Below are 22,793 nucleotides of genomic sequence, written 5' to 3'. Positions count from 1 at the left end.
AATTAATTATTAGGAATGATTCCTTGATTGTTGGGTAATTGATAGTTTGATAATAATTTGGTTGATAGCTCTTCAAACTGATTGGTTTCTGAAATTTTTCTCAGCTGATTTGGGTCAAAACTCCCTTTTAAATAAAATACCGAGGTTTTTTCTAATGTAGAGTTAAATACAATAGCTTGTTTTACCACATCTCCAGCTTCAATAACCGATAAAATTTTGGTTCTTTCAGGAGTATTTTGACGTAAAATATCCGTGTAATGGGTTGCAGTAACTAAATTCATTTGATGAATGAGCTCTAGTTGTTTGCTAGGAGTAATTTTGTTAAAAGTCATGAATTTAAAATCATGGATGTTACTAAAAACTCCATTCATTTCGGGTGAAATAGACCCTAACAAGGCTCTCATAAAATTAGGAACCTGAAATGCGGTAACTCCTACATCATTTTTATAATCGTTAAAAAACGATTGAAAACTTTTACTACTTCCGCAAGAAATAAATAGTAAAAGTAAAGTAAGTGTTATAAGTGTTTTTTTCATAGGTTTTGATTTTTTGCTACTACATTGATGTTAACATTTCAATATAGCTATCGTTCGTTAGCTAATTTCATCAAAATTAAATTAACACACAAAACAATTTTTTAACATACAACCAATGTATATTTTAACTATGTTTGTGAGGTAAACAAGAAATAATGAAAGCAATTTATACATATAAGCAATGTACATCGGTGAATTCATCACAGAAATGTTGGGCTTTTTATGTGTAAATGTTATATCTATATAAAATTATACAATACGTAAAAGTCCGACTGAAAAGTCGGACTTTTTATTTTTATACAACCAAACAACTAACTACAACAATGAAAAAAATATATGCAAATTACCTCAGTACTTTTGAAGGTTTATCAAAAGAAGTATGGTGGTTATCACTTATAACACTCATCAATAGGGCGGGTACAATGGTTATTCCGTTTTTATCATTATACCTTACACAAAGTCTAGAATTTACCTTAGTAGATGTAGGATGGATCATGTCTTTCTTCGGATTAGGATCTGTTGTGGGCTCTTGGTTAGGAGGAAAGCTTACTGATAAAATAGGTCCATACAAAGTAATGTTAGGAAGTTTATTTTTTACGGGAGTACTATTTGTGTTGTTACAGTATGTTACCACTTTCGAAGGTTTTTGTGCTTCAATCTTTGTGTTAATGTTAGTAGCAGATACTTTTAGGCCTGCAATGTTTGTGGCTTTGAGTACATATAGCAAACCAGAAAACAAAACACGATCGGTAACTTTAATTAGGTTAGCAATCAATTTAGGGTTTTCGGCAGGACCTGCTATTGGTGGTTTTATTATTACTTCTTTAGGATATCAAGGTTTGTTTTGGGTAGATGGAATTACTTGTGTGTTGGCAGCAATTTTATTACTGAATGTATTAAACCCTAAAAAAGTAAAAGTGTTAGATGAACTTAAAAATGAGAATCCGGAATCGGTGTATGCAGATAAACCGTATTTAATTTTCTTAATTTCAATGATGCTTTTCGGAATTGTGTTTTTACAATATTTTTCTACCATTCCTTTGTTTTACAAAGAAATCCATCATTTATCAGAATTCAATATTGGTTTGTTAATGGGTATGAACGGATTTGTTATTTTCTTGTTAGAAATGCCTTTGGTAAAATGGTTAGAAGGAAGCTCATACTCAAAAATTGGGTTGATGATTTTTGGTGGAATTCTATTAGCAGGAAGTATACTTATATTAAATCTAAGTGTATGGGTTGGAGTATTGATTATTGGTATGTTGTTAATGACTATTGGAGAAATGATAGCTTTCCCATTCTCAAATGCTTTTGCTATGCAAAGAGCCAAAAGAGGAAATCAAGGAGAGTATATGGCGCTGTATAGTGCTGCATTTTCAGTAGCACATATTTTTGGACATAACTCAGGAATGCAAATGGTAGATAAAATAGGGTTTAGCAACACTTGGTATGTTATTTTTTTATTGGCAGCATTAAGTGGCGTTTTTATGTGCATTTTAAAAATGAGAATGGTTAAAGAAACTAAAACTGAATAAGTATCTTTGAATTTTTATAAATAGAAAGAAGAACCATGAATATACAAGACGCACAAAAACAGGTTGACGATTGGATTAAAAACCACGGAGTTCGCTATTTTAATGAGCTAACCAATATGGCACAATTAACCGAAGAAGTTGGTGAAGTAGCGCGTATTATTGCTCGTAGATACGGAGAACAAAGTGAAAAAGAAAGCGATAAACAAAAAGATTTAGGTGAAGAGTTAGCTGACGTGGTATTTGTGGTGTTGTGTTTGGCTAACCAAACCGGAGTAAACCTACAAGAAGCTTTTGATAAGAAGTTAGATTTAAAAACCAAACGCGATCACGATCGTCATCATAATAACGAAAAACTAAAATAATGTCATTAGTAGATAAATTTCAACAAAAAGTATTTTGGGCTAATGTTTTTAGAGTAGCATTACCATTTTTTATTATTGTTACCATTTTTTCATTTTTATTTACCGCTTGGGATGAAGTTACTTCAGGTAACTTTGAAGCAATCAATCAAAAATTGTTTTCAGAAGGAAAATGGATGCGTTTTTGGTTAAGTAAAATAGTAATCAGTTTAGGATACGGAATGTACGTAACCAATAAAAATATGAAGTAATTTTGGATTTATTTTTACAAAAGAATAAACTTATTTCAGGTAAGCATATTACTATTTCAGGCTCTAAAAGTGAAAGCAATAGATTATTGATTTTACAGAAATTATTCCCTGAAATAACCATTGAAAATTTATCTGATTCTGATGATACTGTACACTTGCAACATGCTTTAACTACGGATGAGGAAGAGGTAGATATTGGTCATGCAGGAACCGCAATGCGCTTTTTAACCGCATTTTTTGCTTCACAAAAGGGTAAAACTAAAGTTTTACGCGGTTCTGAACGTATGCACAATCGCCCAATCGGAATTTTAGTTGATGCACTTCGTGATGTAGGAGCCGATATTCAGTATGTAGAAAAAGAGGGGTATCCACCATTAAAAATCACTGGTAAAGAGCTTGCCCAGAGTAAAGTGTCAATCAACGGAAATGTGAGTAGTCAGTACATTTCTGCATTAATGTTGATAGCTGCCAGTTTACCTAAAGGATTAGAAATTCATTTAGAAGGAAAAATAACCTCCGTTCCGTATATAAAAATGACATTGAGTTTACTCAATCAAATAGGAATTAAGGCAAATTTTGAAGGAAACACCATTTTAATTCAGCCTAAAAAAGAAATTAAGAAACAAACTTTGGTAGTAGAGGCTGATTGGAGTTCAGCTTCCTATTGGTATTCGTTAATAGCTTTAAGTGAAGTTGGTTCAAAGGTAACTTTATCCGCTTACAATAAAGAAAGTTTACAGGGAGATAGTTGTTTGGCAGAAATTTATCAACGCTTTGGAGTTCAAACAACGTTTGATAAGAATTCGATCACTTTAGAAAAAGAAGATATTTCTTTTGATGAAAAAACAATTACTGCCGATTTAAAAAACGCTCCGGATATTGCGCAAACAATTGCAGTTACTGCTTTTGGTTTAGGTTTTGCGTGTGATTTAACGGGTTTACATACCTTAAAAATTAAAGAAACGGATAGGTTAGAAGCATTACGTGAAGAGCTAACCAAATTGGGAGCTGATATTACTGTTACCAATGATAGTTTACATTTAAAAACATGTAAAGAAATTAAAGAGAACATTGCAATTAAAACCTATAACGATCATCGAATGGCCATGGCATTTGCACCGTTGGCTTTAAAAGTTTCCATTACTATACTTGAGGCAGATGTAGTAACTAAATCATACAGAAGTTTTTGGCAAAATTTAGACAGCGTTGGCATAATATCTGAGGAAATAAAATAAACACCGATTTGCTTGACAAGCCCTGTTTGGATATCGTATATTTGCCCCCTGTTAATAAATATTACAAATGCAACCGTAAGGTTCATTTAACCTAAAGTACAAGTACTAAATGAAATTATCTGAATTTGACTTTGATTTGCCAAAAGAATTATTGGCAGAATACCCATCAGAACATAGAGATGAAGCACGCTTAATGGTGTTAAATCGTAAAGAGCAAACTATTGAACATAAGTTGTTTAAAGATTTAATAGATTATTTTGATGAAGGAGATGTAATGATGTTGAATAACACTAAGGTTTTTCCTGCTCGTATGTACGGTAATAAAGAAAAAACCGGAGCAAGAATTGAAGTGTTTTTATTACGTGAGTTGAATTCAGAACACAGATTGTGGGATGTCTTGGTAGATCCTGCTCGTAAGATTCGTATTGGTAATAAATTATTCTTTGGTGATGATGAAAGTTTAGTTGCAGAAGTTATTGATAATACTACTTCTCGTGGTAGAACTTTACGTTTCTTATTTGATGGTTCTTATGAAGAATTCAGAAAAAAACTAATTGAATTAGGAGAAACACCGTTACCTAAATACATTAAGCGTGAAGTTGAACCTGAAGATGAAGAGCGTTACCAAACCATTTTTGCTAAAAATGAAGGAGCCGTAGCAGCACCAACAGCTGGGTTACACTTTTCTAAGCACTTAATGAAACGTTTAGAGATTAAAGGTGTTGATTTTGCTGAAATGACATTACACGTAGGTTTAGGTACGTTTAACCCAGTTGAAGTTGAAGATTTATCTAAGCATAAAATGGATTCTGAGCAAATTGTAATACCAGAATCAGCATGCAAAACAGTAAATAGTGCAATAGAAAACAAACGTAAAATTTGTGCAGTAGGTACAACTGTAATGCGTACTGTAGAATCATCTGTTTCCGCAAATGGTAGATTAAATGAATTTGAAGGATGGACTAATAAATTTATTTTTCCTCCATATGATTTTAGTATTGCAAATTGTATGGTTACTAATTTTCATACACCAAAATCTACTTTATTAATGATGGTATCTGCATTTGCAGGTCATGATTTTATGATGAAAGCTTACAAAGAAGCAATTAAAGAAAAATATAAGTTTTATTCGTACGGAGATGCGATGTTAATTTTATAAAATTTTACCTAATAGTAAGTTACAAGCCTCACAGTTGTAGTTACTGTGAGGTTTTTTCATATTTTTATATAGATGAAGCCCAAGAAAAAAGACATACGTGCATTAACCAAAGAGCAATTACGTGATTTTTTTGTAGAAAATGGCGATAAAGCTTTCCGTGGAAATCAAGTGTATGAATGGTTATGGCATAAAGCAGCACATTCTTTTGACGATATGACCAATCTTTCAAAGAAAACTCGTGAAATGTTAGACGAGAACTTTGTAATAAATCATATTGAGGTAGATGCTATGCAAAAAAGTAACGATGGAACTATTAAAAATGCCATCAAATTACATGATGGATTGATAGTGGAGTCGGTATTAATTCCTACTGAAACTCGTACTACGGCTTGTGTTTCAAGTCAAGTAGGTTGTAGTTTAGATTGTAAATTTTGTGCTACAGCGCGTTTGAAGCGTATGCGTAATCTAAATCCGGATGAAATTTATGATCAGGTGGTTGCTATTGATAAACAAAGTAGACTGTACCACAACCACAAACTTTCCAATATTGTATTTATGGGTATGGGTGAACCTTTAATGAATTACAATAATGTAATAAAAGCCATTGATAAAATTACCTCACCAGAAGGGTTAGGAATGTCGCCTAAGCGTATTGTAGTTTCAACATCTGGAGTACCTAAAATAATCAAGAAAATGGCAGATGATGAGGTAAAATTCAATTTAGCGGTTTCATTACATTCAGCTATTGATGAGGTTCGTACTTCAATCATGCCTTTTAATGCTACTTTTCCGTTAACAGATTTAAAAGAAGCTCTGGAATATTGGTACGCTAAAACCAAACGAAAAGTAACCTATGAATATGTGGTTTGGCAAGGAATAAACGATAGAGAAGAAGATATTGATGCCTTGGTACAATTCTGTAAATATATTCCTTCAAAAGTAAACTTAATTGAGTACAATCCAATTGATGATGGTGAGTTTCAACAAGCCTCAGAAAGAGCGTTAAACAATTATATATCTAACCTAGAAATGAACGATATTGTGGTAAATGTGCGTCGCTCAAGAGGAAAGGATATTGATGCGGCTTGTGGACAATTAGCAAATAAATCATAAGTTTAAAAAAGGAATCAAATCTTATACAATCTTTCTTTTTAAAATCTTTCATTCAAAATATATTTTCTACTTTTGATGTCTGAATGAAAGCAGTAGAGCAAATAAAACTTCCAATTGCTAAAGAAATAGAACTCTTTGAGTCTAAGTTTAAAGATTCAATGTTGTCTAAGGTTCCATTATTAAACCGAATTACCTATTACATAGTCCGTAGAAAAGGAAAACAAATGCGACCAATGTTTGTGTTTTTGGTTGCAAAAATGGTATCCAATGGTGGTTTTGATGAGCGAACCTATCGAGGAGCTTCTATTGTTGAGTTAATTCACACCGCTACTTTGGTACATGATGATGTAGTGGATGATAGTAATCGTCGTCGTGGATTTTTTTCTATCAATGCCCTTTGGAAAAATAAAATTGCAGTTTTAGTCGGTGATTTTCTACTTTCTAAAGGATTATTACTTTCTATTGATAATGAAGATTTTGATCTGTTGAAACTCATTTCAATCGCTGTGCGAGAGATGAGTGAAGGAGAATTACTACAAATTGAAAAAGCCAGAAAGCTTGATATTACAGAAGATGTATATTTTGAAATCATTCGTCAGAAAACAGCAACATTAATTGCGGCATGTTGTGGAATTGGAGCAGCATCTGTAGGAGCAAATAATGAAACTGTACAAAAAATGAGAAAGTTTGGAGAATACATTGGTATAGCATTCCAAATTAAAGATGATTTATTTGATTATACAGACGATAAAATTGGTAAACCAACAGGAATTGACATTAAAGAACAAAAAATGACACTTCCACTCATTTATACATTGAACAATTGTTCTCCAAAAGACAAAAGTTGGTTAATCAATTCTATAAAAAAACACAACACCAATAAAAAACGTGTAAAAGAAGTGATTGCTTTTGTAAAAGAAAATGGCGGATTGGAATATACTACCGCTAAAATGCACGATTACAAAAACAAAGCGTTGGCCATTCTTAATAATTATCCAGATTCTGAATATAAAACTTCGCTACTCCAAATGATTGATTATGTGGTTGAACGTAAAATTTAAAATTTTTGTAATTTTTTTTAGTGTATTGATGATCTCCTGTAACACTAAAAAGAAGTATGAAGATTATAATGAGAATGATTTTTATGAAGTACAAGGAGTGGTCACAAAAGTTTATTCAACCTCTTCTGTATTTGATGATTCATACAATAAACTAATGGACTATGTATATTGTGTTAACGATTCTTTGATTTTATCAGGAAAGGAAAAAGAATTTTTTAAAGCATGGAAATTTGGTCAACCTATAATAGTCTTAGTTCATAAAACTAATCCAGAAATTAGTTTTTATGCTAGGAATGGTTTTCTTAATAAAATTACAAAAACTCAAGAAGAAAGTTTATATAAAGTATTGTTAATTGAGGCTGAAAAACAGAAGATTAGTTTTTAAATTAGTATCTTTGTACCAAATATGAAAGCAAATTTCGCTAAAATATCATCGTTACTATTAGCCTTTTTGGTATTGTTGTCTACGTTTTCATTAACGATAGAAAAGCATTTTTGTGGCGATTTTTTAGTGGATGTTTCCTATTTTGGAGAAGCTCAAGGTTGTGATATGACCAAAGGAACGACAGACTGCGAATCTTCTACTACCCTAAAAAAGAAAAAATGTTGTAAAGATGAAATTCAGCAGGTGGATGGTCAAGATGATTTACAAACAGCATCAGCTGAAAAATTTGATTTAGAAAAGCAACAGTTTTTAATAGCTTTTGTATTTTCATATAACGATTTGTTTAAGAATTTAGAAAAACAAATTGTACCTCATAAAGATTACTCACCACCCAATTTAGTCACCGATATACAGGTACTTCACGAAGTATTTATCATATGATTTCATGTTCTAGTATTGTCATTTCCGTATAAACGGGAATCTCATAATTCTTAGATGTGATTAATTTTTGATTCCTGCCTTTGCAGGAATGACAAAGATGATCAAAGTAAAATTTTAATGATAAAACAATAATGAAAAAATATATTTTATTCAGTGTATTTACGCTGATGGTTGTGCCATTATTCGCACAACAAACTTTCCGTGGTATGATCATGGATAAAAACAATTCAAAAGACAATTTAGGAGTTTTTGGAGCCAATGTGTATTGGTTAAATACTTCGGTAGGTACAACAACCAATGAAAAAGGATGGTTTGAAATTCCGTATAAACCAGAATATAAAAAACTTGTGGTAAGTTTTGTTGGATATAAAACCGATACTATAGAAGTTAACAGTTTAAAGCCACTTCATCATTTTATTACCGAAGAAAATACGTTAGATGAGGTTTCGGTTACAACAAAGAAAAAAGCAACAGCAAAATCATATTTACAAACACAGAATGTATTTATAGTTAATAGTGATGAATTGTTAAAAGCAGCTTGTTGTAATTTAGCGGAAAGCTTTGAAACAAATCCGTCAATTGACGTGAATTTTTCTGATGCGTTAACAGGAACCAAGCAAATTCAAATGTTAGGTTTGAATAGTCCGTATTTAATGATTTCGCAAGAAAATATTCCAATGGTTCGAGGAGCCTCACAGGTATACGGACTTACATTTACTCCAGGAACTTGGATTGAAAGTATTCAAATTACCAAAGGAGCAGGAAGTGTAGTAAATGGATATGAAAGTATTTCTGGACAAATAAACGCAGAATTAGTAAAACCGTTAACCGATAACAAATTCTTTGTAAATGGCTACGGAAATTTAAACGGAAGATTAGAATTGAATACGCATTTTAATCAGAAGTTAAATGATAAATGGCAAACTGGTTTGTATGTACATGGAAATTATCGTGGAGAAAAGTTTGATAAAAACAACGATACGTTCTTAGATGCTCCGTTAGCAGAACAGATAAACGTAATGAATCGCTGGCAGTATGCAAATAACGAAATGGGGTGGGTTAGCTTTTTAAATGTTCGCTTTATGAATGATGAAAAGCAAACGGGTCAAATTAATTTTGATCCGGCTACCGATAAAAAAACAACTAATGCTTGGGGTAGTGAAATCAAAACACAACGTTTTGACGCTTCTGCTAAGGTTGGATATGTTTTCCCGGAGTTACCTTTTCAAAGTATGGGGTTACAGTTGGCGTATAGCAATCACGACCAAGAATCGTATTTTGGGTTAAGAGATTATAACATTGAACACCAAAGTGTGTATTCAAACTTTATATTTAACTCAATTATTGGTGATACGCGACATAAATTTAAAACAGGACTAAGTTTTACGCATGATAATTATGATGAGCTAGTAGATATTAACTCATACCAACGTACTGAAAATTCAGTAGGTAGTTTTTTTGAATATGCATACGACAACGCAGAAAACTTTAGCTTAACAGCAGGGTTACGTTTAGATTATCATAATTTATTAGGAACTTTCGTTACTCCGCGTTTACATTTACGTTATGTTCCATGGGAAAAAGGAGTGTTACGTGCTTCAGTAGGACGAGGAAAAAGAAGTGCAAATATCTTTGCAGAAAATCAGCAATTATTTGCTTCTTCAAGAACTATAAATATCAATTCTTCAGGAGGAAATATTTACGGCTTAACACCAGAAACTGCGTGGAATTATGGAGTTTCATACTTGCAAGGATTCAACTTATTTAACAAAAAAGGAGATATTACTTTTGATTTTTACCAAACCAATTTTATAAATCAGGTAGTAGTTGATTGGGAATCCCGAGGAGTCGGGACTCAGGAAATCTCTTTTTATGATTTAGATGGAAATAGCATTGCAAATAGTTTTCAGGTTGAAGTTAATTATGAACCATTTCATCAATTTGATGTAAGAGCAGCATATAAGTTTTTTGACGTTTCTACCGATTATGTTTCGGGTAACTTATCAAAACCCATTCAGCCAAAGCATCGATTTTTTGCAAATGCTTCGTATGAAACAAGTAAAAAAGATAATGGAGGACAATGGAAGTTTGATACAACCTATAATTTTATAGGAGAACAACGTTTACCCAATACAAATGGATTATTAGCTGCATATTCTAAACCATATAGTATGGTGAATGCACAAGTAACCAAAGTGTTTTCAAACAAGTTTGAAGTATATGTAGGAGGGGAGAATATTACCAATTACAAACAAAAAAATCCTATTTTAGGAGCAGATGATCCTTTTGGAGTAAATTTTGATAGTACAATTATATATGCTCCAATTTTTGGCAGCAGTTATTACGCAGGGTTTAGATTTAAAATAAAATAAGTAATCTGTCATTTCGCACTTGATGCGGAATCTCATAATTAATAAACAAGATTCCTGTTAAAGTTTATCTTGAGTGATAGTTGAAAGTCAGGAATGATAAAAAACAATAGAAAAAATGAAAAAATTATTGACCATTGCTGTTATGTTACTGATGGTAGTTTCAGTACAAGCACAAAAAAAGAATAAAAATGCTAAAATAACCGTTGAAGTTGACGGCGTTTGCATGATGTGTAAAAAGCGTATTGAAAAAGCTGCTTTAAATACCAAAGGGGTAAAGTTTGCAAATTGGGATGTAGAATCTCATCAGTTAACTTTAATTATGGATGAACGTAAAACAAGTAAAAAAATGATTTGCGAAAACATAGCTAAAGTAGGGCACGATACTAAAGAAATAAAAGCAACTCAAGAAAATTATGATAATTTACACGGATGTTGTAAATATAGGGATGAAGAAATACAAGAAGAGCATTAAAAAAGAGTTCTAACCACAAAGAATAGATGATATGAAACATACCTACCAAATTACTGGTATGACTTGTCAGAATTGTAAGACCGCTGTTACAGAAAAATTACTAGCTGTTGACGGTGTTACTGAAGTTTTAGTAAACCTAGAACAAGGAGAAGCAGATATAACCATGCAGAATCATGTAGATACTAGCATTTTGCAAAAAGCGTTGCCTAGTAAATATTCAATAAGCTTGCAAAAAGAAAGTGGTGAACCTGATAAAGAATTTACATTTGTAGATGAGCAAAAAAGTAAAATAGAACAGTTAAAACCCTTGTTTTTAATATTATTTTATATTTCAGTTGCAGGAATTTTATTAAACTATAAAAATTGGAGTTGGCAATCCTTCATGCTCGATTTCATGGGGCTATTTTTTATAGTTTTTAGTTTTTTTAAAATGTTAGATTTAAAGGGGTTTCCAGATTCGTTTAGAATGTATGATCCATTAGCAAAGAAAATTCCTATTTACGCTAAAATGTATCCTTTTATTGAAACTATTCTAGGATTAATGTTTTTGATGAGGTTTAATGTACAAATAGCTCTCATCATTACTATAGTTGTACTTGGAGTCACCACTTACGGAGTAACAAAAACACTCGTAGATAAAAAATCAATTCGATGTGCTTGTTTAGGAACAGCTTTAAATTTACCTATGACAGAAGCAACTTTTATAGAAAATTTAATTATGTTGATAATGGCTGTGTTAATGTTGATTTAATTTTAACGGAGATAAACAAAAAAACTCCCAAATATTATTTGGGAGTTTTTTCTTTTTATAATAGAAAATTAAGAAGATTTAATGTTTAACTAACTAGGTTGTTTTAGCAGATGAAAAATAGTAACTTCAAAAGTTAGTATATTATAATTTTAGTTCCATTTGTATGTTACATCTTTCATAAGGAGTTGAATGTCCTACTATTTTTTTAAATCCTAATTTATTATATAAAGCAATGGCAGGTTTTAATATGGTATTACTCTCTAAATACAAGGATTTAGCACCTAAAAATTTAGCTTTTTCAATGATTGATTTTCCTAATAAATAACCAATTCCTTTGCCTCTTGCTTTAGGAGATACGGCCATTTTAGCAAGTTCATAATCGTAATCTATATCATTCATCTTAATTAAAGCACATACGCCTAATATCTCATTATTTTCTACAGCTACTAGTATTTTTCCTCCATTATTTAATATATATTCTTGAGGATTATCTAATGCTTTTCTATCTGCTTCTTCAATTTTAAAGTAAGTTTTAATCCATTCTTCATTAAGTTGTTTAAACGCTGAATGATGTTCTGGTAAATATTCAAGAATTTTAATGTTAGCAGATTCTCTTTTTTTCTTTTCTTCTAAAACCCGTTCATAAAGAGATTTTTGACCCAATAAGTATTCAAATTCTTGAATAGCAAACCAAAGATTGTTTTTTGTTTTACTTAATATGTTTTTAATGGTTTGTTCAACATCTGAATATTGCTCTTGAATTTGTGTGGATACTTTAATTCCTTTTTGAGTTAATGAAATGTTGTTTTTTCGTCCATCATATTCATCCTTTTTTTCTTCAACCAAACCCGCTTTAGACATTTCTTTAACTATTTTAATAACGGAAGGATGAGAGTGACCAATTTCATTGGCTATTATAGTAATAGGCTTTGCTTCTTTGTGGTTTGATAAATAATAAAACACAGGAAACCATTTAGGTTTCAGATCTACATTGTAAAGTTGATAGATTTGCTGAGCATCTTCCGTAACTAAATTACTTAAAGCTCTTAATCTACTACCTAAGGCCATTTCGCCAATTTCATCATAATCCATAATTAATGTTTTAATTTACGTAACCAGTTACAAATATATTGAATTTTGATTAAAAATAAAAAAGCAACCTTACTTAAAGTTGCTTTTTTAATGTATGATTCAGTTTATTATTTAATAAAACCTACTCCCACTGTGTGATTGGTTTTAGCATCTATTAAAATAAAAGCACCGTTAGCTTTGTTATTTTTATAACTGTCAACAAACAAAGGTTTACTCACTTTTAAGCTAATCTCGCCAATTTCGTTTAAAGCTAATTCTTTTGGGTTTTCTTCTTTTCCAGAAAAATCGGTGTGAATTAACGATGTTAAACTGGTAATTTTTGCTTGTGCATCATTAATACCGTGTTTAATGTAGTATTTATTGGAAGCTTGTAATGGCGTTTTATCCATCCAGCAAATGGTAGCTTTTAATTGTTTGGTAATATGAGGTTGCTCTCCGTTTTTAACAATCATATCTCCACGGCTAATATTTACATCATCTTCTAAAGTAAGGGTAATTGAACTTCCACTTTTAGCGGTTGAAAATTCACTGTCAAAAAACTCAATGGTTTTTACTTTTGATGTAGTTTCAGAAGGTAAAATTATAACATCATCGCCAACACTTAAATCGCCACCGTATAATTTACCAGCGTAACCTCTGTAATCGTGATATTCTTCAGTTTTAGGTCGAATTACTATTTGTACAGGAAAACGAGCTTGTGCATTTTCTTGATCATTTACTTCAATGTTTTCTAGATAATCTAACAAGCTTTTTCCGTTATACCAATTAATATTATTTGAGTTGATTACTACATTATCTCCGTGCAATGCAGAAATTGGTACAAAATGAATATTCTGATTTTGATAGTCGCTTTTTTCAGCTAAAGCAAGAATCTCGTTTTTAATACTGTTGAACTTTTCTTCTGAATAATCAACTAAATCCATTTTATTAACGGCTACTACAATGTTTTTTACACGTAAAAGGTTGTTAATAAAAAAATGGCGATAGGTTTGCTCTACCACTCCGTTTCTAGCATCAATTAAAATAATGGATGCTTGAGAGGTTGAAGCACCAGTAACCATGTTACGCGTATATTCTACGTGACCAGGTGTATCTGCAATAATAAAACTGGTGTTATTGGTTGAAAAATAAATATGAGCAACATCAATAGTTATTCCTTGTTCGCGTTCGGCAACTAAACCATCCGTGGCTAAAGAAAAATCTAAATAATCAAAACCACGTTGCTTACTTTTATTTTCTATTTCTTGTAATTTATCTTCCGTTAATGATTTGGTATCGTATAAAATTCTACCAATTAATGTACTTTTTCCGTCATCTACACTTCCTGCGGTTGCTATTTTTAGTACGTTCATATTTTTATGCTGTGAGCCGTAAGCTAATTGCTATAGGCTATTTTTAATTCTTAATTTGTCTTTAAGCACATAGCTTAAAGTGAAATTTTCAAAAGAAAATTTTAAAAATACCCTTGTTGTTTACGTTTTTCCATGGCTGCTTCTGAGCGTTTATCATCAATCCTTGCACCTCTTTCTGAAATTGTTGATGCTTTAATTTCATTAACTACAGCATTGATATCTGTTGCATCAGAAAGTACTGCAGCGGTACAACTCATATCACCTACTGTCCTAAAACGTACTATACGCTCTTCAACTTTCTCATCTTCTTCACGATACACCACTTCATCATTAGCAGACCAAATTAAACCGTCTCTTACAAAAGTTTCTCTTTTATGGGCAAAGTAAATAGATGGAATTTCAATTTTTTCTTTTTGAATGTACGACCAAACATCTAACTCTGTCCAGTTAGAAATTGGAAATACACGAACATTTTGACCTAAATCAATACGTCCGTTTAACATGTCGAATAGCTCAGGACGTTGATTTTTTTCATCCCATTGCCCAAAATCATCTCTTACAGAAAAAATACGCTCTTTTGCTCTAGCTTTTTCTTCATCTCTACGGGCACCTCCAATACAAGCGTCAAAGCCGAATTCTTCAATAGCATCTAATAATGTTTCTGTTTGTAACATGTTTCTGCTGGCATATTTGCCAGTTTCTTCTTTTACTTTACCGGCATCAATATTGTCTTGAACATTTCTAACGATAAGTTCAACGCCTAGTTCTTTGACTAAACGATCTCTAAAATCAATAGTTTCAGGGAAATTATGACCAGTATCAATGTGCATTAACGGAAAAGGTACTTTAGCTGGGTAAAATGCTTTTTGTGCTAGTCTTACTAACGTAATACTGTCTTTTCCTCCAGAAAATAATAACACTGGTTTTTCAAATTGTGCTACTACTTCTCTTAAAATATATATTGCTTCACTTTCTAAGGTTCCTACTCTCAATATATTATTGTTCATAATATTCTTTTTAAATGTGCAAACCACATTCTCTGTTGTTTTCTACTTTTGTGGGGTCAAAATATTTAAATTCGTTTGGTAAATTATTGTCTGTTAGATAAGTATCTAAGTCTTCATCTGACCAATGATAAAAAGGACTTACTTTTATAATACCGTCTTTACTTTTCGAAACGATATCAATACTATCTCTAAAAGCTGTTTGACCTTTACGTAAGTTAGTAAACCAAACATCTGGTTGGTGTTCTGCCATAGCTCTATTAAAGGGCTCCAATTTTACTTGCTCTGTAAATAAAGCATGGTTAGGATCTTCTATGGTTGGTAAACCTAAGGTTATATTTCTATGGGCTACGGTTTGTTTTGGTACATATAGTTGCACATTTAACTGAAGTTGATGAATTACTTCTTCTGCATGACGATAGGTTTGTGGTGTATTATAACCAGTATCACACCAAATAACCTTAATGTTCTCATCTTGTTTTGTTACTAAATTAAGAATAGCAGCTTCATAAGGTCTAAAATTAGTAGTAACTACTGGTTTTTTAGCTATTGATAATGCCCATGTAACAATTTCTTCAGGTGTTTTTTGTTGTAATTCTTTATTGATGTGTTCTAAATTCATTTTACCTCTTTTTATAAGATTCCAATCCCTTTTATGAAAGGGAATATAAGATTGTTTTAGATAGTAATTTTATGTCTCTAAATAACACGATATTTATTATTCCTGTTATTGTTTAAGATATTGTAATAGTATGTATGATTTCTAGTATTTTCCTATTTACCTATTTGACTATGTTTCGTTAAGGGAGATTCAAAGTAAAAATCTTCTTTATATTTTGTCAGCTATTTGGTTTAATATCACTATTAAATATACTTTTTAAAGAATTTTTTGAATCGGTCAAATATACATATAATATGAAAGTAGTAGGAGAATGTGTGGGGATGAAAGTAGGCTTAGAATAATTTTTTTATCACTTTTATAAAATCTACAATTATGAAGTATATTTTTTGAATAATTTAAAAAAAATGAGACTGAATTTTCACTCAGTCTCATTAATAATTTTATGTAAAAAGGTTTTTACATCATCCCAGGCATTCCACCACCCATTGGAGGCATTCCTGCAGCAGGATTTTCTTCTTTAATATCTACCAAAGCACACTCGGTAGTTAAGATCATACCAGCTACAGAAGCTGCATTTTCTAAAGCAACACGCGTTACTTTTTTAGGATCTATAATACCCGCTTTTAACATATCTACATACTCTTCAGATTTTGCATCATAACCAAAATCTTTTTTACCTTCTAACACTTTATTAATAACAACAGAACCTTCACCACCTGCATTTTCAACAATGGTACGTAATGGAGATTCAACAGCTTTATTTACAATTTGAATACCTGTAGCTTCATCATTATTAAGAGCTTTAACGCTTTCTAATACTTTTTTAGCACGTACTAAAGCAACACCACCTCCAGCAACAATACCTTCTTCAACAGCGGCACGCGTTGCGTGTAATGCATCATCTACACGGTCTTTTTTCTCTTTCATTTCAACTTCCGAAGCCGCACCCACATATAACACAGCAACACCACCTGCTAATTTAGCTAAACGCTCTTGTAGTTTTTCACGATCGTAATCAGAAGTTGTAGACTCAATTTGCGATTTGATTTGGTTTACACGAGCTTTGATTAATGCAGCATCACCAGAACCGTTTACCACTGTTGTGTTGTCTTTATCAATAGTTACTGTTTCAGCAGTTCCTAATAAATCTAACGTTGCGTTTTCTAAAGAGAAACCTCTTTCTTCAGAAATTACTGTACCACCAGTTAAAATAGCGATGTCTTCTAACATTGCTTTTCTACGATCACCAAAACCAGGAGCTTTTACCGCAGCAATCTTTAATCCACCACGTAATTTATTAACAACTAATGTAGCTAATGCTTGTCCGTCAACATCTTCAGCAATAATTAATAAAGGTCTTCCTGATTGTGCAACTGGCTCTAAAATTGGAAGAATTTCTTGTAAGTTAGAAATCTTTTTATCGAAAAGTAAAATATATGGATTTTCTAACTCAGCAATCATTTTATCAGCATCAGTAACAAAGTATGGAGATAAGTATCCACGGTCGAATTGCATACCTTCCACAACATCTACATATGTATCCGTTCCTTTTGCTTCTTCAACAGTAATAACACCTTCTTTACCTACTTTACCAAAAGCGGTAGCAATTAAATCACCAATAACCTGATCGTTATTTGCAGAGATAGAAGCAACTTGTTGGATTTTTTCAGATGAATTACCAACTTCTTTGGCTTGTTTTTCTAAATCGGCAGTAATAGCCTCAACAGCTTTGTCAATTCCACGTTTTAAATCCATAGGATTTGCTCCCGCAGCAACGTTTTTTAATCCTTCTTTAACAATTGCTTGTGCTAACACGGTAGCAGTAGTAGTACCGTCACCAGCAATATCATTGGTTTTAGAAGCTACTTCTTTTACCATTTGAGCTCCCATGTTTTCAAGAGCATCTTCTAATTCTACTTCTTTAGCTACTGAAACTCCATCTTTAGTAACATGAGGTGCTCCGAAAGTTTTAGAAATAATTACATTACGTCCTTTAGGACCTAAAGTTACTTTTACTGCATTTGCTAATGCGTCTACACCACGTTTTAATCCGTCACGTGCTTCTACATCAAATTTTATGTCTTTTGCCATTTTTTCTTGTTTTTGTCATTCCTGCGTAGGCAGGAATCTTGTTAATGTTAGTTTTGAATAAAGAGATTCCGCATCAAGTGCGGAATGACAGGTAGATAATTAAATGATAGCCATAATATCAGCTTCACGCATCATTAAATAATCTTTTCCTTCAAATTTTAATTCTGTTCCTGAGTATTTTCCGTATAAAACAGTATCACCAACTTTAACTGTTAAAGGCTCATCTTTTTTTCCATTTCCGATAGCCACTACGGTTCCTTTTTGAGGTTTTTCTTTGGCGTTGTCAGGTATAATAATTCCTGAAGCGGTAGTAGTTTCTGCTGCAGCTGGTTCTACAAGAACTCTATCTGCTAAAGGTTTAATGTTTAATCCCATTTATGTATAAATTTTGATTAATCTATTTAATTTTTACGATATGATTTTTGACAGAAATTATGCCAATACAAAAAAACTGACAATTTTTCGTCGCTCGAATTTACGACTAAAAATTGAGGCAATAAAAAATGCCAACGTGTCATTCGTTGGCATTTTTTTATGTTGTTAGTACAAAGATATTATTGTACAGAATCTTTAGTTGTAGTATCTGGAGTTACTGTTTGTGCAGGGGCAGTAGCTTCAACACCTTCTAAGGTTTCCTCTAATTGAGGAGCATTTGCACCATTGCCTCTGTCAATAGCAAAGTTTGATAATAAAATTAAGGCAAACATAGCAATTGCTAAGGTCCATGTTGTTTTATCTAAAAAGTTATTGGTGTTTTGTACACCACCAATACTTTGCCCACCTGCACCAAATGTTGAAGATAGACCTCCTCCTTTAGGGTTTTGCACCATAACAATTAAAATCAATGCTGCAGCAACGATTAAAATCAATATTAAAATAGGTAAATACATAAGATTTATATTTTTTGTAAAATTTGTATTCTTTTTATTTGGTCTGCAAAGAAACCACTTTTTTCTGGATATTTCAAACTTAAAATTTCATAAGCTTTGATAGCGCTATCGTATTTTTTTTGTTCAAGGTATACTTTTGCCAAAGTTTCAGTCATTAACAAGGGTTGAGACTCGTTTTCTGCTGGCTTTGAATGCAATGTTGTATTCTTTTTTATAGGAGATATTTTAGGATTACTTTCTATAAAACGATTAATGATTTCTTCTTTAATAGATTTTTGTTTGGTAAAAGCGTTGTCTTGTGTTTGAGTCCTAATAATGGGTGTATGGGTAGATAGCTGCAACCATTGTTGAAAAGAATGTGTTTCATGTTTGGTAAAAGGTATAGGCTTACCAATATGTAATTGTTCTTTAACCGTTTCTATATTTGAATTTTGGTGTGTTGTTGCTGTATTTGTAGGTTTTGATTTTGTAACTTTATTAAATGCGAAAGAGGTAATATAATCAAATAAGATAGTTCTATCTGTAGTATAAGCAGCGGTTACTTTTAATTCGTTATTATATTTAAAACTCTCTTGATTTTTTAAGGCTTTCAAATACAAGGCACGTGCAGGTTGAAAATACGGATGTGCATCTACTATCTTTTTCAATTCTTTGGATAGTGATGCTTCAATGTTGTTAGAATTTGAAATAATATTTAAAAAATCTGACTTTACCATTTTGCTACTGAAGCATTAAAAATATCTTGATTAATTCTTTCTAAAATTTCATTTAAGGCACTCTCTAAAACACCACCAGTTAATTGTTCGGTTGCTCCATAATCAAAATAAAAAGAAAAACGCTTTTCAAAATCATCTTCTTCTTTTAATCTATTCATAAAACGCACATTTACTGTAATTGTTAAACGGTTCTGTGCAGCTGTTTGATTTGCAGTAGCACTCATTGGAGTAATTCTGTAGTCTACAATTTCACCTTCAAAATGTAAGTCGCCTCCAGTGTTTACTAGTGTTAAGTTTGTTTGTCGGGTAAAGAGATCTCTTAAATCTTGCGTGAATCGTTGACTTAAAACAGGTTCTACTAAAGGTGCTTGGTTAGGGAAAAAATCTATTTGAATAGTTTTAGCGTCTCCAGTATTACCTCCAGTAAAAGAGTAAGCACCACATGCAACAAAAGCTACAATTGCTACTAATGATAAAAAAAGATTGATAAGTTTTTGCATAAGGTAAAAATAACAAAATTGTTACAACTCGTATTGTTTGATTTTTCGGTATAAAGTACGTTCAGAAATGCCTAATTCTTTAGCAGCTAACTTGCGTTTACCATTATTTTTTTCTAATGATTTTTTTATCATTTCAATTTCTTTTTCTTGCAAGGATAAGCTTTCATCTTCTTCGATAGTTTCAGCAAAATCAAAATTATTTTGAGGGTCATTTTTAGATATTTGCACTACTTCAATATCTTGCTCAAAATCTTCATCTTGATCATTGTAAATACGCTGAATTAAACCTCTATTTTCTTCTTTTACTTCTTTGATATTACCACTTTGCATCAAGTCTAAGGTCAACTTTTTTAGGTCGTTAATATCATTACGCATATCAAACAGAATTTTGTACATAATATCGCGCTCAGTAGCAAAGTCGTTATGAGAATTGTTGTTGCCAACTACAGCTGGTAAGTTTGAAGAATAATTGGGTAAATAATGGGTTAAAATTTCTGGTGATATAATCCTGTTTTCTTCCATGATGGAAACTTGTTCGGCAATATTTTTTAACTGACGAATGTTTCCCGGAAAACGAAAATTTTGCAGCATTCTTGCAGCATTATCATTTAAGCGAATAGCCGGAATTCTGTTTTTTTGAGCAAAATCTGCAGCAAATTTTCTAAATAATAGATGAATATCCTCACCACGTTCACGAAGTGGAGGCAGAGAAATTTCAATAGTACTTAATCGATAGTATAAATCTTCTCTAAATTTCCCTTTAGATATAGCTTGTTGCATGTTAACATTAGTCGCAGCAACAATTCTTACATTGGTCTTTTGAACTTGTGAAGAACCAACTTTTATAAACTCACCATTTTCCAAAACGCGTAATAAACGCACTTGTGTGGTTAAAGGAAGTTCTCCAACTTCATCTAAAAAAATGGTTCCACCGTCTGCTACTTCAAAATATCCTTTACGGGTAGCTGTAGCTCCGGTAAAAGCACCTTTTTCATGACCAAAGAGTTCGCTGTCAATAGTTCCTTCAGGAATGGCACCACAGTTTACAGCAATATATTTAGCGTGTTTACGATGTGATAATTGATGAATGATTCTGGGAATATTTTCTTTTCCCACACCACTTTCACCAGTTACTAAAACCGATATGTCTGTAGGTGCAACACGAACCGCTTTTTCAATAGCACGATCGAGCTGTATATCATTACCAATTATACCAAATCGTTGTTTTACTGCTTGTAAACTTTCCATTTTCTTCTTCTAGAATAGAGAAAAAAGAACAGAGAAATATCGTATCTCTCATTTCTTTTTTCAAAAATTAGTTGTTATCTGAATACCCTACTGCTATTCCTTTTAAGGTAGTAGAAGTACAATCTTCAATTTTAACGTTTACAAAATCACCCATTTTATAGTTTTCTTTTGGAAAGACAACTACGGTGTTTTGTGTGTTACGTCCTTTCCATTCATTAGGGTTCTTTTTAGAAGTCCCTTCAATTAAAACTTCCTGAATTTTACCTACATTTTCTTGTGTTCTATATAAACTGTGTTCTTGTTGTAGGTCAATGATTTCTTGTAAACGACGTTTTTTTATTTCTAAGGGCACATCATCTTCCATTTTTTTAGCGGCTAATGTTCCTGGTCTTTCAGAATAAGCAAACATAAATCCGAAGCTATATTTTACATGCTCCATGAGATCAAGAGTGTCTTTATGGTCTTGTTCGGTTTCTCCACAGAAACCAGCAATCATATCTTGACTTAACGCCATTTCAGGAATGATCTTGTAAATGTTATCCACTAGCTCCATATACTCTTCACGTGTATGTTGACGGTTCATGGCTTTTAACATGGCGTTACTACCACTTTGTACCGGTAAATGAATATATTTACAAATGTTTTTGTGTTTTGCCATAACATGAATCACATCCAAGGTCATATCCTGCGGATTCGATGTTGAAAAGCGGAAACGCATTTTAGGGAACTCAACAGCACACATATCTAACAACTGAGCAAAATCTACCGCTGTAGCTTTTGCCATTTCAGAGGCTTTATCAAAATCCTTTTTTAATCCGCCACCATACCATAAATATGAATCTACGTTTTGCCCTAACAAAGTAATTTCTTTAAAGTTCTTTTCTTGCATAGAACGAATTTCTTGAATAATACTTTGTGGATCACGACTACGCTCACGACCACGTGTAAACGGGACAACACAGAACGTACACATATTATCACAACCACGAGTAATAGATACAAATGCTGAAACACCATTTGAATTTAAACGAACAGGAGAAACATCTGCATAGGTTTCTTCTTTTGATAAAATTACATTTACGGCATCTCTACCGGCATCAACTTCTTCAATTAAATTAGGTAAATCACGATAAGCATCAGGTCCTACTACTAAATCAACAATTTTTTCTTCTTCTAAAAACTTCGCTTTCAAACGTTCAGCCATACAACCTAATACACCCACTTTCATTGTTGGGTTTACTTTTTTTACAGCATTGTATTTTTGCAGTCGGTTACGAACGGTAGTTTCTGCCTTTTCACGGATAGAACAAGTGTTAACGAGTACTAAATCTGCTTCATTAATATCAGAAGTAGTATTAAAACCTTGTTCAGCTAAAATTGAGGCAACAATTTCACTATCGTTCATATTCATTTGGCAACCATAACTTTCAATAAAAAGTTTTTTAGTGTTACCTTGCTTTTGCTCTGTTAATAAAGGCTTGCCTTGTTTTTTTTCGTCAATTACTTTTTCAATCTGTTCCATAAATCGTAAATCGTGCTAAATAGGGCGCAAAGATACAACCAAAAATGTTATTTTGTGACAAATTGTCATAAATTTAACAGGCAAAA

At 32.2% G+C, this 22,793-nt stretch carries 24 protein-coding genes; 12 read left to right on the top strand and 12 right to left on the bottom strand.

The window, feature by feature from the left end; all coding sequences use genetic code 11:
• Nucleotides 1-2: 2 nt before the first annotated feature.
• Nucleotides 3-536 (bottom strand): DUF4252 domain-containing protein, encoded by a 534-nt coding sequence (locus SLH33_RS05565; RefSeq protein ID WP_320418079.1) that lies wholly within the window; start codon nucleotides 534-536, stop codon nucleotides 3-5.
• 323 nt (nucleotides 537-859) lie between these two features.
• Here SLH33_RS05565 and SLH33_RS05560 point away from each other — a divergent pair, with 323 nt between their 5' ends.
• The 12 genes from SLH33_RS05560 (at nucleotide 860) to SLH33_RS05505 (ending at nucleotide 11,670) form a co-directional block, all read left to right on the top strand.
• Entirely contained in the window at nucleotides 860-2,071 is a 1,212-nt protein-coding gene (locus SLH33_RS05560; RefSeq protein WP_320418078.1) for an MFS transporter, read from the top strand.
• A 35-nt stretch (nucleotides 2,072-2,106) separates the two neighbouring features.
• On the top strand, nucleotides 2,107-2,433 hold the full coding sequence (locus SLH33_RS05555) for a nucleotide pyrophosphohydrolase (protein ID WP_132792797.1): 327 nt from the start codon (nucleotides 2,107-2,109) through the stop codon (nucleotides 2,431-2,433).
• Complete coding sequence (locus tag SLH33_RS05550) at nucleotides 2,433-2,681, top strand: hypothetical protein (RefSeq protein ID WP_320418077.1); 249 nt, start codon at nucleotides 2,433-2,435, stop codon at nucleotides 2,679-2,681. Before SLH33_RS05555 ends, SLH33_RS05550 begins: the two co-directional genes overlap by 1 nt.
• A 2-nt stretch (nucleotides 2,682-2,683) precedes the next feature.
• Nucleotides 2,684-3,916, top strand: coding sequence for a 3-phosphoshikimate 1-carboxyvinyltransferase (locus tag SLH33_RS05545; RefSeq protein ID WP_320418076.1), 1,233 nt, complete (start codon nucleotides 2,684-2,686; stop codon nucleotides 3,914-3,916).
• A 109-nt stretch (nucleotides 3,917-4,025) separates the two neighbouring features.
• Nucleotides 4,026-5,075, top strand: coding sequence for a tRNA preQ1(34) S-adenosylmethionine ribosyltransferase-isomerase QueA (gene queA / locus SLH33_RS05540; RefSeq protein ID WP_320418075.1), 1,050 nt, complete (start codon nucleotides 4,026-4,028; stop codon nucleotides 5,073-5,075).
• 72 nt (nucleotides 5,076-5,147) lie between these two features.
• Nucleotides 5,148-6,188 carry a 23S rRNA (adenine(2503)-C(2))-methyltransferase RlmN gene (rlmN, locus tag SLH33_RS05535; protein ID WP_320418074.1) on the top strand — a complete coding sequence of 347 codons (1,041 nt, stop codon included), beginning with the start codon at nucleotides 5,148-5,150 and terminating at the stop codon, nucleotides 6,186-6,188.
• 83 nt (nucleotides 6,189-6,271) lie between these two features.
• The gene (locus tag SLH33_RS05530; protein ID WP_320418073.1) at nucleotides 6,272-7,249 is read left to right on the top strand and encodes a polyprenyl synthetase family protein; all 978 of its coding nucleotides are present in this window, start codon (nucleotides 6,272-6,274) and stop codon (nucleotides 7,247-7,249) included.
• 28 nt (nucleotides 7,250-7,277) lie between these two features.
• Nucleotides 7,278-7,634: a hypothetical protein gene (locus SLH33_RS05525; protein ID WP_320418072.1), complete on the top strand. Its 357-nt coding sequence runs from the start codon at nucleotides 7,278-7,280 to the stop codon at nucleotides 7,632-7,634.
• Between the two features lie 21 nt (nucleotides 7,635-7,655).
• Nucleotides 7,656-8,075: an HYC_CC_PP family protein gene (locus SLH33_RS05520; RefSeq protein WP_320418071.1), complete on the top strand. Its 420-nt coding sequence runs from the start codon at nucleotides 7,656-7,658 to the stop codon at nucleotides 8,073-8,075.
• A gap of 131 nt (nucleotides 8,076-8,206) precedes the next feature.
• Nucleotides 8,207-10,447 (top strand): TonB-dependent receptor, encoded by a 2,241-nt coding sequence (locus SLH33_RS05515; RefSeq protein ID WP_320418070.1) that lies wholly within the window; start codon nucleotides 8,207-8,209, stop codon nucleotides 10,445-10,447.
• Nucleotides 10,448-10,562: 115 nt separating this feature from the next.
• Nucleotides 10,563-10,919: a heavy-metal-associated domain-containing protein gene (locus SLH33_RS05510; RefSeq protein ID WP_320418069.1), complete on the top strand. Its 357-nt coding sequence runs from the start codon at nucleotides 10,563-10,565 to the stop codon at nucleotides 10,917-10,919.
• Nucleotides 10,920-10,950: 31 nt separating this feature from the next.
• Nucleotides 10,951-11,670, top strand: a complete 720-nt coding sequence (locus tag SLH33_RS05505) for a heavy-metal-associated domain-containing protein (RefSeq protein WP_320418068.1) — start codon at nucleotides 10,951-10,953, stop codon at nucleotides 11,668-11,670.
• A 141-nt stretch (nucleotides 11,671-11,811) separates the two neighbouring features.
• Here SLH33_RS05505 and SLH33_RS05500 read toward each other — a convergent pair whose 3' ends face one another.
• The 11 genes from SLH33_RS05500 to miaB all read right to left on the bottom strand — a co-directional run bounded on the left by SLH33_RS05500 (nucleotide 11,812) and on the right by miaB (nucleotide 22,707).
• Entirely contained in the window at nucleotides 11,812-12,762 is a 951-nt protein-coding gene (locus SLH33_RS05500; RefSeq protein WP_320418067.1) for a bifunctional helix-turn-helix transcriptional regulator/GNAT family N-acetyltransferase, read from the bottom strand.
• Nucleotides 12,763-12,869: 107 nt separating this feature from the next.
• On the bottom strand, nucleotides 12,870-14,114 hold the full coding sequence (locus SLH33_RS05495) for a sulfate adenylyltransferase subunit 1 (protein WP_320418066.1): 1,245 nt from the start codon (nucleotides 14,112-14,114) through the stop codon (nucleotides 12,870-12,872).
• Nucleotides 14,115-14,215: 101 nt separating this feature from the next.
• Nucleotides 14,216-15,121 (bottom strand): sulfate adenylyltransferase subunit CysD, encoded by a 906-nt coding sequence (gene cysD / locus SLH33_RS05490; protein ID WP_320418065.1) that lies wholly within the window; start codon nucleotides 15,119-15,121, stop codon nucleotides 14,216-14,218.
• Nucleotides 15,122-15,131: 10 nt separating this feature from the next.
• Nucleotides 15,132-15,740 carry a phosphoadenosine phosphosulfate reductase family protein gene (locus tag SLH33_RS05485; protein ID WP_320418064.1) on the bottom strand — a complete coding sequence of 203 codons (609 nt, stop codon included), beginning with the start codon at nucleotides 15,738-15,740 and terminating at the stop codon, nucleotides 15,132-15,134.
• A gap of 456 nt (nucleotides 15,741-16,196) precedes the next feature.
• A complete protein-coding gene (gene groL / locus SLH33_RS05480) occupies nucleotides 16,197-17,831 on the bottom strand; it encodes a chaperonin GroEL (protein ID WP_320418063.1) in 1,635 nt (544 codons plus the stop codon).
• A 99-nt stretch (nucleotides 17,832-17,930) separates the two neighbouring features.
• Nucleotides 17,931-18,206 (bottom strand): co-chaperone GroES, encoded by a 276-nt coding sequence (gene groES, locus SLH33_RS05475; protein ID WP_320418062.1) that lies wholly within the window; start codon nucleotides 18,204-18,206, stop codon nucleotides 17,931-17,933.
• A gap of 179 nt (nucleotides 18,207-18,385) precedes the next feature.
• A complete protein-coding gene (gene secG, locus SLH33_RS05470; protein ID WP_320418061.1) occupies nucleotides 18,386-18,721 on the bottom strand; it encodes a preprotein translocase subunit SecG in 336 nt (111 codons plus the stop codon).
• Nucleotides 18,722-18,726: 5 nt separating this feature from the next.
• Nucleotides 18,727-19,437 carry a hypothetical protein gene (locus SLH33_RS05465; protein WP_320418060.1) on the bottom strand — a complete coding sequence of 237 codons (711 nt, stop codon included), beginning with the start codon at nucleotides 19,435-19,437 and terminating at the stop codon, nucleotides 18,727-18,729.
• Complete coding sequence (locus tag SLH33_RS05460; RefSeq protein WP_320418059.1) at nucleotides 19,431-19,937, bottom strand: LptE family protein; 507 nt, start codon at nucleotides 19,935-19,937, stop codon at nucleotides 19,431-19,433. Before SLH33_RS05460 ends, SLH33_RS05465 begins: the two co-directional genes overlap by 7 nt.
• A gap of 21 nt (nucleotides 19,938-19,958) precedes the next feature.
• Nucleotides 19,959-21,185 carry a sigma-54 dependent transcriptional regulator gene (locus SLH33_RS05455; RefSeq protein ID WP_320418058.1) on the bottom strand — a complete coding sequence of 409 codons (1,227 nt, stop codon included), beginning with the start codon at nucleotides 21,183-21,185 and terminating at the stop codon, nucleotides 19,959-19,961.
• A 67-nt stretch (nucleotides 21,186-21,252) separates the two neighbouring features.
• Nucleotides 21,253-22,707 (bottom strand): tRNA (N6-isopentenyl adenosine(37)-C2)-methylthiotransferase MiaB, encoded by a 1,455-nt coding sequence (gene miaB / locus SLH33_RS05450; protein ID WP_320418057.1) that lies wholly within the window; start codon nucleotides 22,705-22,707, stop codon nucleotides 21,253-21,255.
• Between the last annotated feature and the right edge of the window lie 86 nt (nucleotides 22,708-22,793).

The organism is Tenacibaculum sp. IB213877, assembly GCF_034043975.1.
In the GTDB taxonomy this organism is placed as follows: Bacteria; Bacteroidota; Bacteroidia; order Flavobacteriales; family Flavobacteriaceae; genus Polaribacter.
Note: the sequence above shows the minus strand (reverse complement) of the source record. Positions and strands in the feature narration are given on the sequence as shown.

Excerpts from the sequence above, each read along its gene's own strand:
- SLH33_RS05525 (WP_320418072.1), top strand. The coding sequence starts at position 7,278 with ATGATCTCCTGTAACACTAAAAAGAAGTATGAAGATTATAATGAGAAT.
- rlmN (WP_320418074.1), top strand. The coding sequence starts at position 5,148 with ATGAAGCCCAAGAAAAAAGACATACGTGCATTAACCAAAGAGCAATTA.
- SLH33_RS05485 (WP_320418064.1), bottom strand. The coding sequence starts at position 15,740 with ATGAATTTAGAACACATCAATAAAGAATTACAACAAAAAACACCTGAA.
- SLH33_RS05560 (WP_320418078.1), top strand. The coding sequence starts at position 860 with ATGAAAAAAATATATGCAAATTACCTCAGTACTTTTGAAGGTTTATCA.
- SLH33_RS05495 (WP_320418066.1), bottom strand. The coding sequence starts at position 14,114 with ATGAACGTACTAAAAATAGCAACCGCAGGAAGTGTAGATGACGGAAAA.
- SLH33_RS05505 (WP_320418068.1), top strand. The coding sequence starts at position 10,951 with ATGAAACATACCTACCAAATTACTGGTATGACTTGTCAGAATTGTAAG.
- groES (WP_320418062.1), bottom strand. The coding sequence starts at position 18,206 with ATGGGATTAAACATTAAACCTTTAGCAGATAGAGTTCTTGTAGAACCA.
- SLH33_RS05515 (WP_320418070.1), top strand. The coding sequence starts at position 8,207 with ATGAAAAAATATATTTTATTCAGTGTATTTACGCTGATGGTTGTGCCA.
- SLH33_RS05565 (WP_320418079.1), bottom strand. The coding sequence starts at position 536 with ATGAAAAAAACACTTATAACACTTACTTTACTTTTACTATTTATTTCT.
- cysD (WP_320418065.1), bottom strand. The coding sequence starts at position 15,121 with ATGAACAATAATATATTGAGAGTAGGAACCTTAGAAAGTGAAGCAATA.
- SLH33_RS05455 (WP_320418058.1), bottom strand. The coding sequence starts at position 21,185 with ATGGAAAGTTTACAAGCAGTAAAACAACGATTTGGTATAATTGGTAAT.
- SLH33_RS05550 (WP_320418077.1), top strand. The coding sequence starts at position 2,433 with ATGTCATTAGTAGATAAATTTCAACAAAAAGTATTTTGGGCTAATGTT.
- SLH33_RS05510 (WP_320418069.1), top strand. The coding sequence starts at position 10,563 with ATGAAAAAATTATTGACCATTGCTGTTATGTTACTGATGGTAGTTTCA.
- queA (WP_320418075.1), top strand. The coding sequence starts at position 4,026 with ATGAAATTATCTGAATTTGACTTTGATTTGCCAAAAGAATTATTGGCA.
- SLH33_RS05555 (WP_132792797.1), top strand. The coding sequence starts at position 2,107 with ATGAATATACAAGACGCACAAAAACAGGTTGACGATTGGATTAAAAAC.
- groL (WP_320418063.1), bottom strand. The coding sequence starts at position 17,831 with ATGGCAAAAGACATAAAATTTGATGTAGAAGCACGTGACGGATTAAAA.
- SLH33_RS05465 (WP_320418060.1), bottom strand. The coding sequence starts at position 19,437 with ATGGTAAAGTCAGATTTTTTAAATATTATTTCAAATTCTAACAACATT.
- secG (WP_320418061.1), bottom strand. The coding sequence starts at position 18,721 with ATGTATTTACCTATTTTAATATTGATTTTAATCGTTGCTGCAGCATTG.
- SLH33_RS05460 (WP_320418059.1), bottom strand. The coding sequence starts at position 19,937 with ATGCAAAAACTTATCAATCTTTTTTTATCATTAGTAGCAATTGTAGCT.
- SLH33_RS05520 (WP_320418071.1), top strand. The coding sequence starts at position 7,656 with ATGAAAGCAAATTTCGCTAAAATATCATCGTTACTATTAGCCTTTTTG.
- miaB (WP_320418057.1), bottom strand. The coding sequence starts at position 22,707 with ATGGAACAGATTGAAAAAGTAATTGACGAAAAAAAACAAGGCAAGCCT.
- SLH33_RS05500 (WP_320418067.1), bottom strand. The coding sequence starts at position 12,762 with ATGGATTATGATGAAATTGGCGAAATGGCCTTAGGTAGTAGATTAAGA.
- SLH33_RS05530 (WP_320418073.1), top strand. The coding sequence starts at position 6,272 with ATGAAAGCAGTAGAGCAAATAAAACTTCCAATTGCTAAAGAAATAGAA.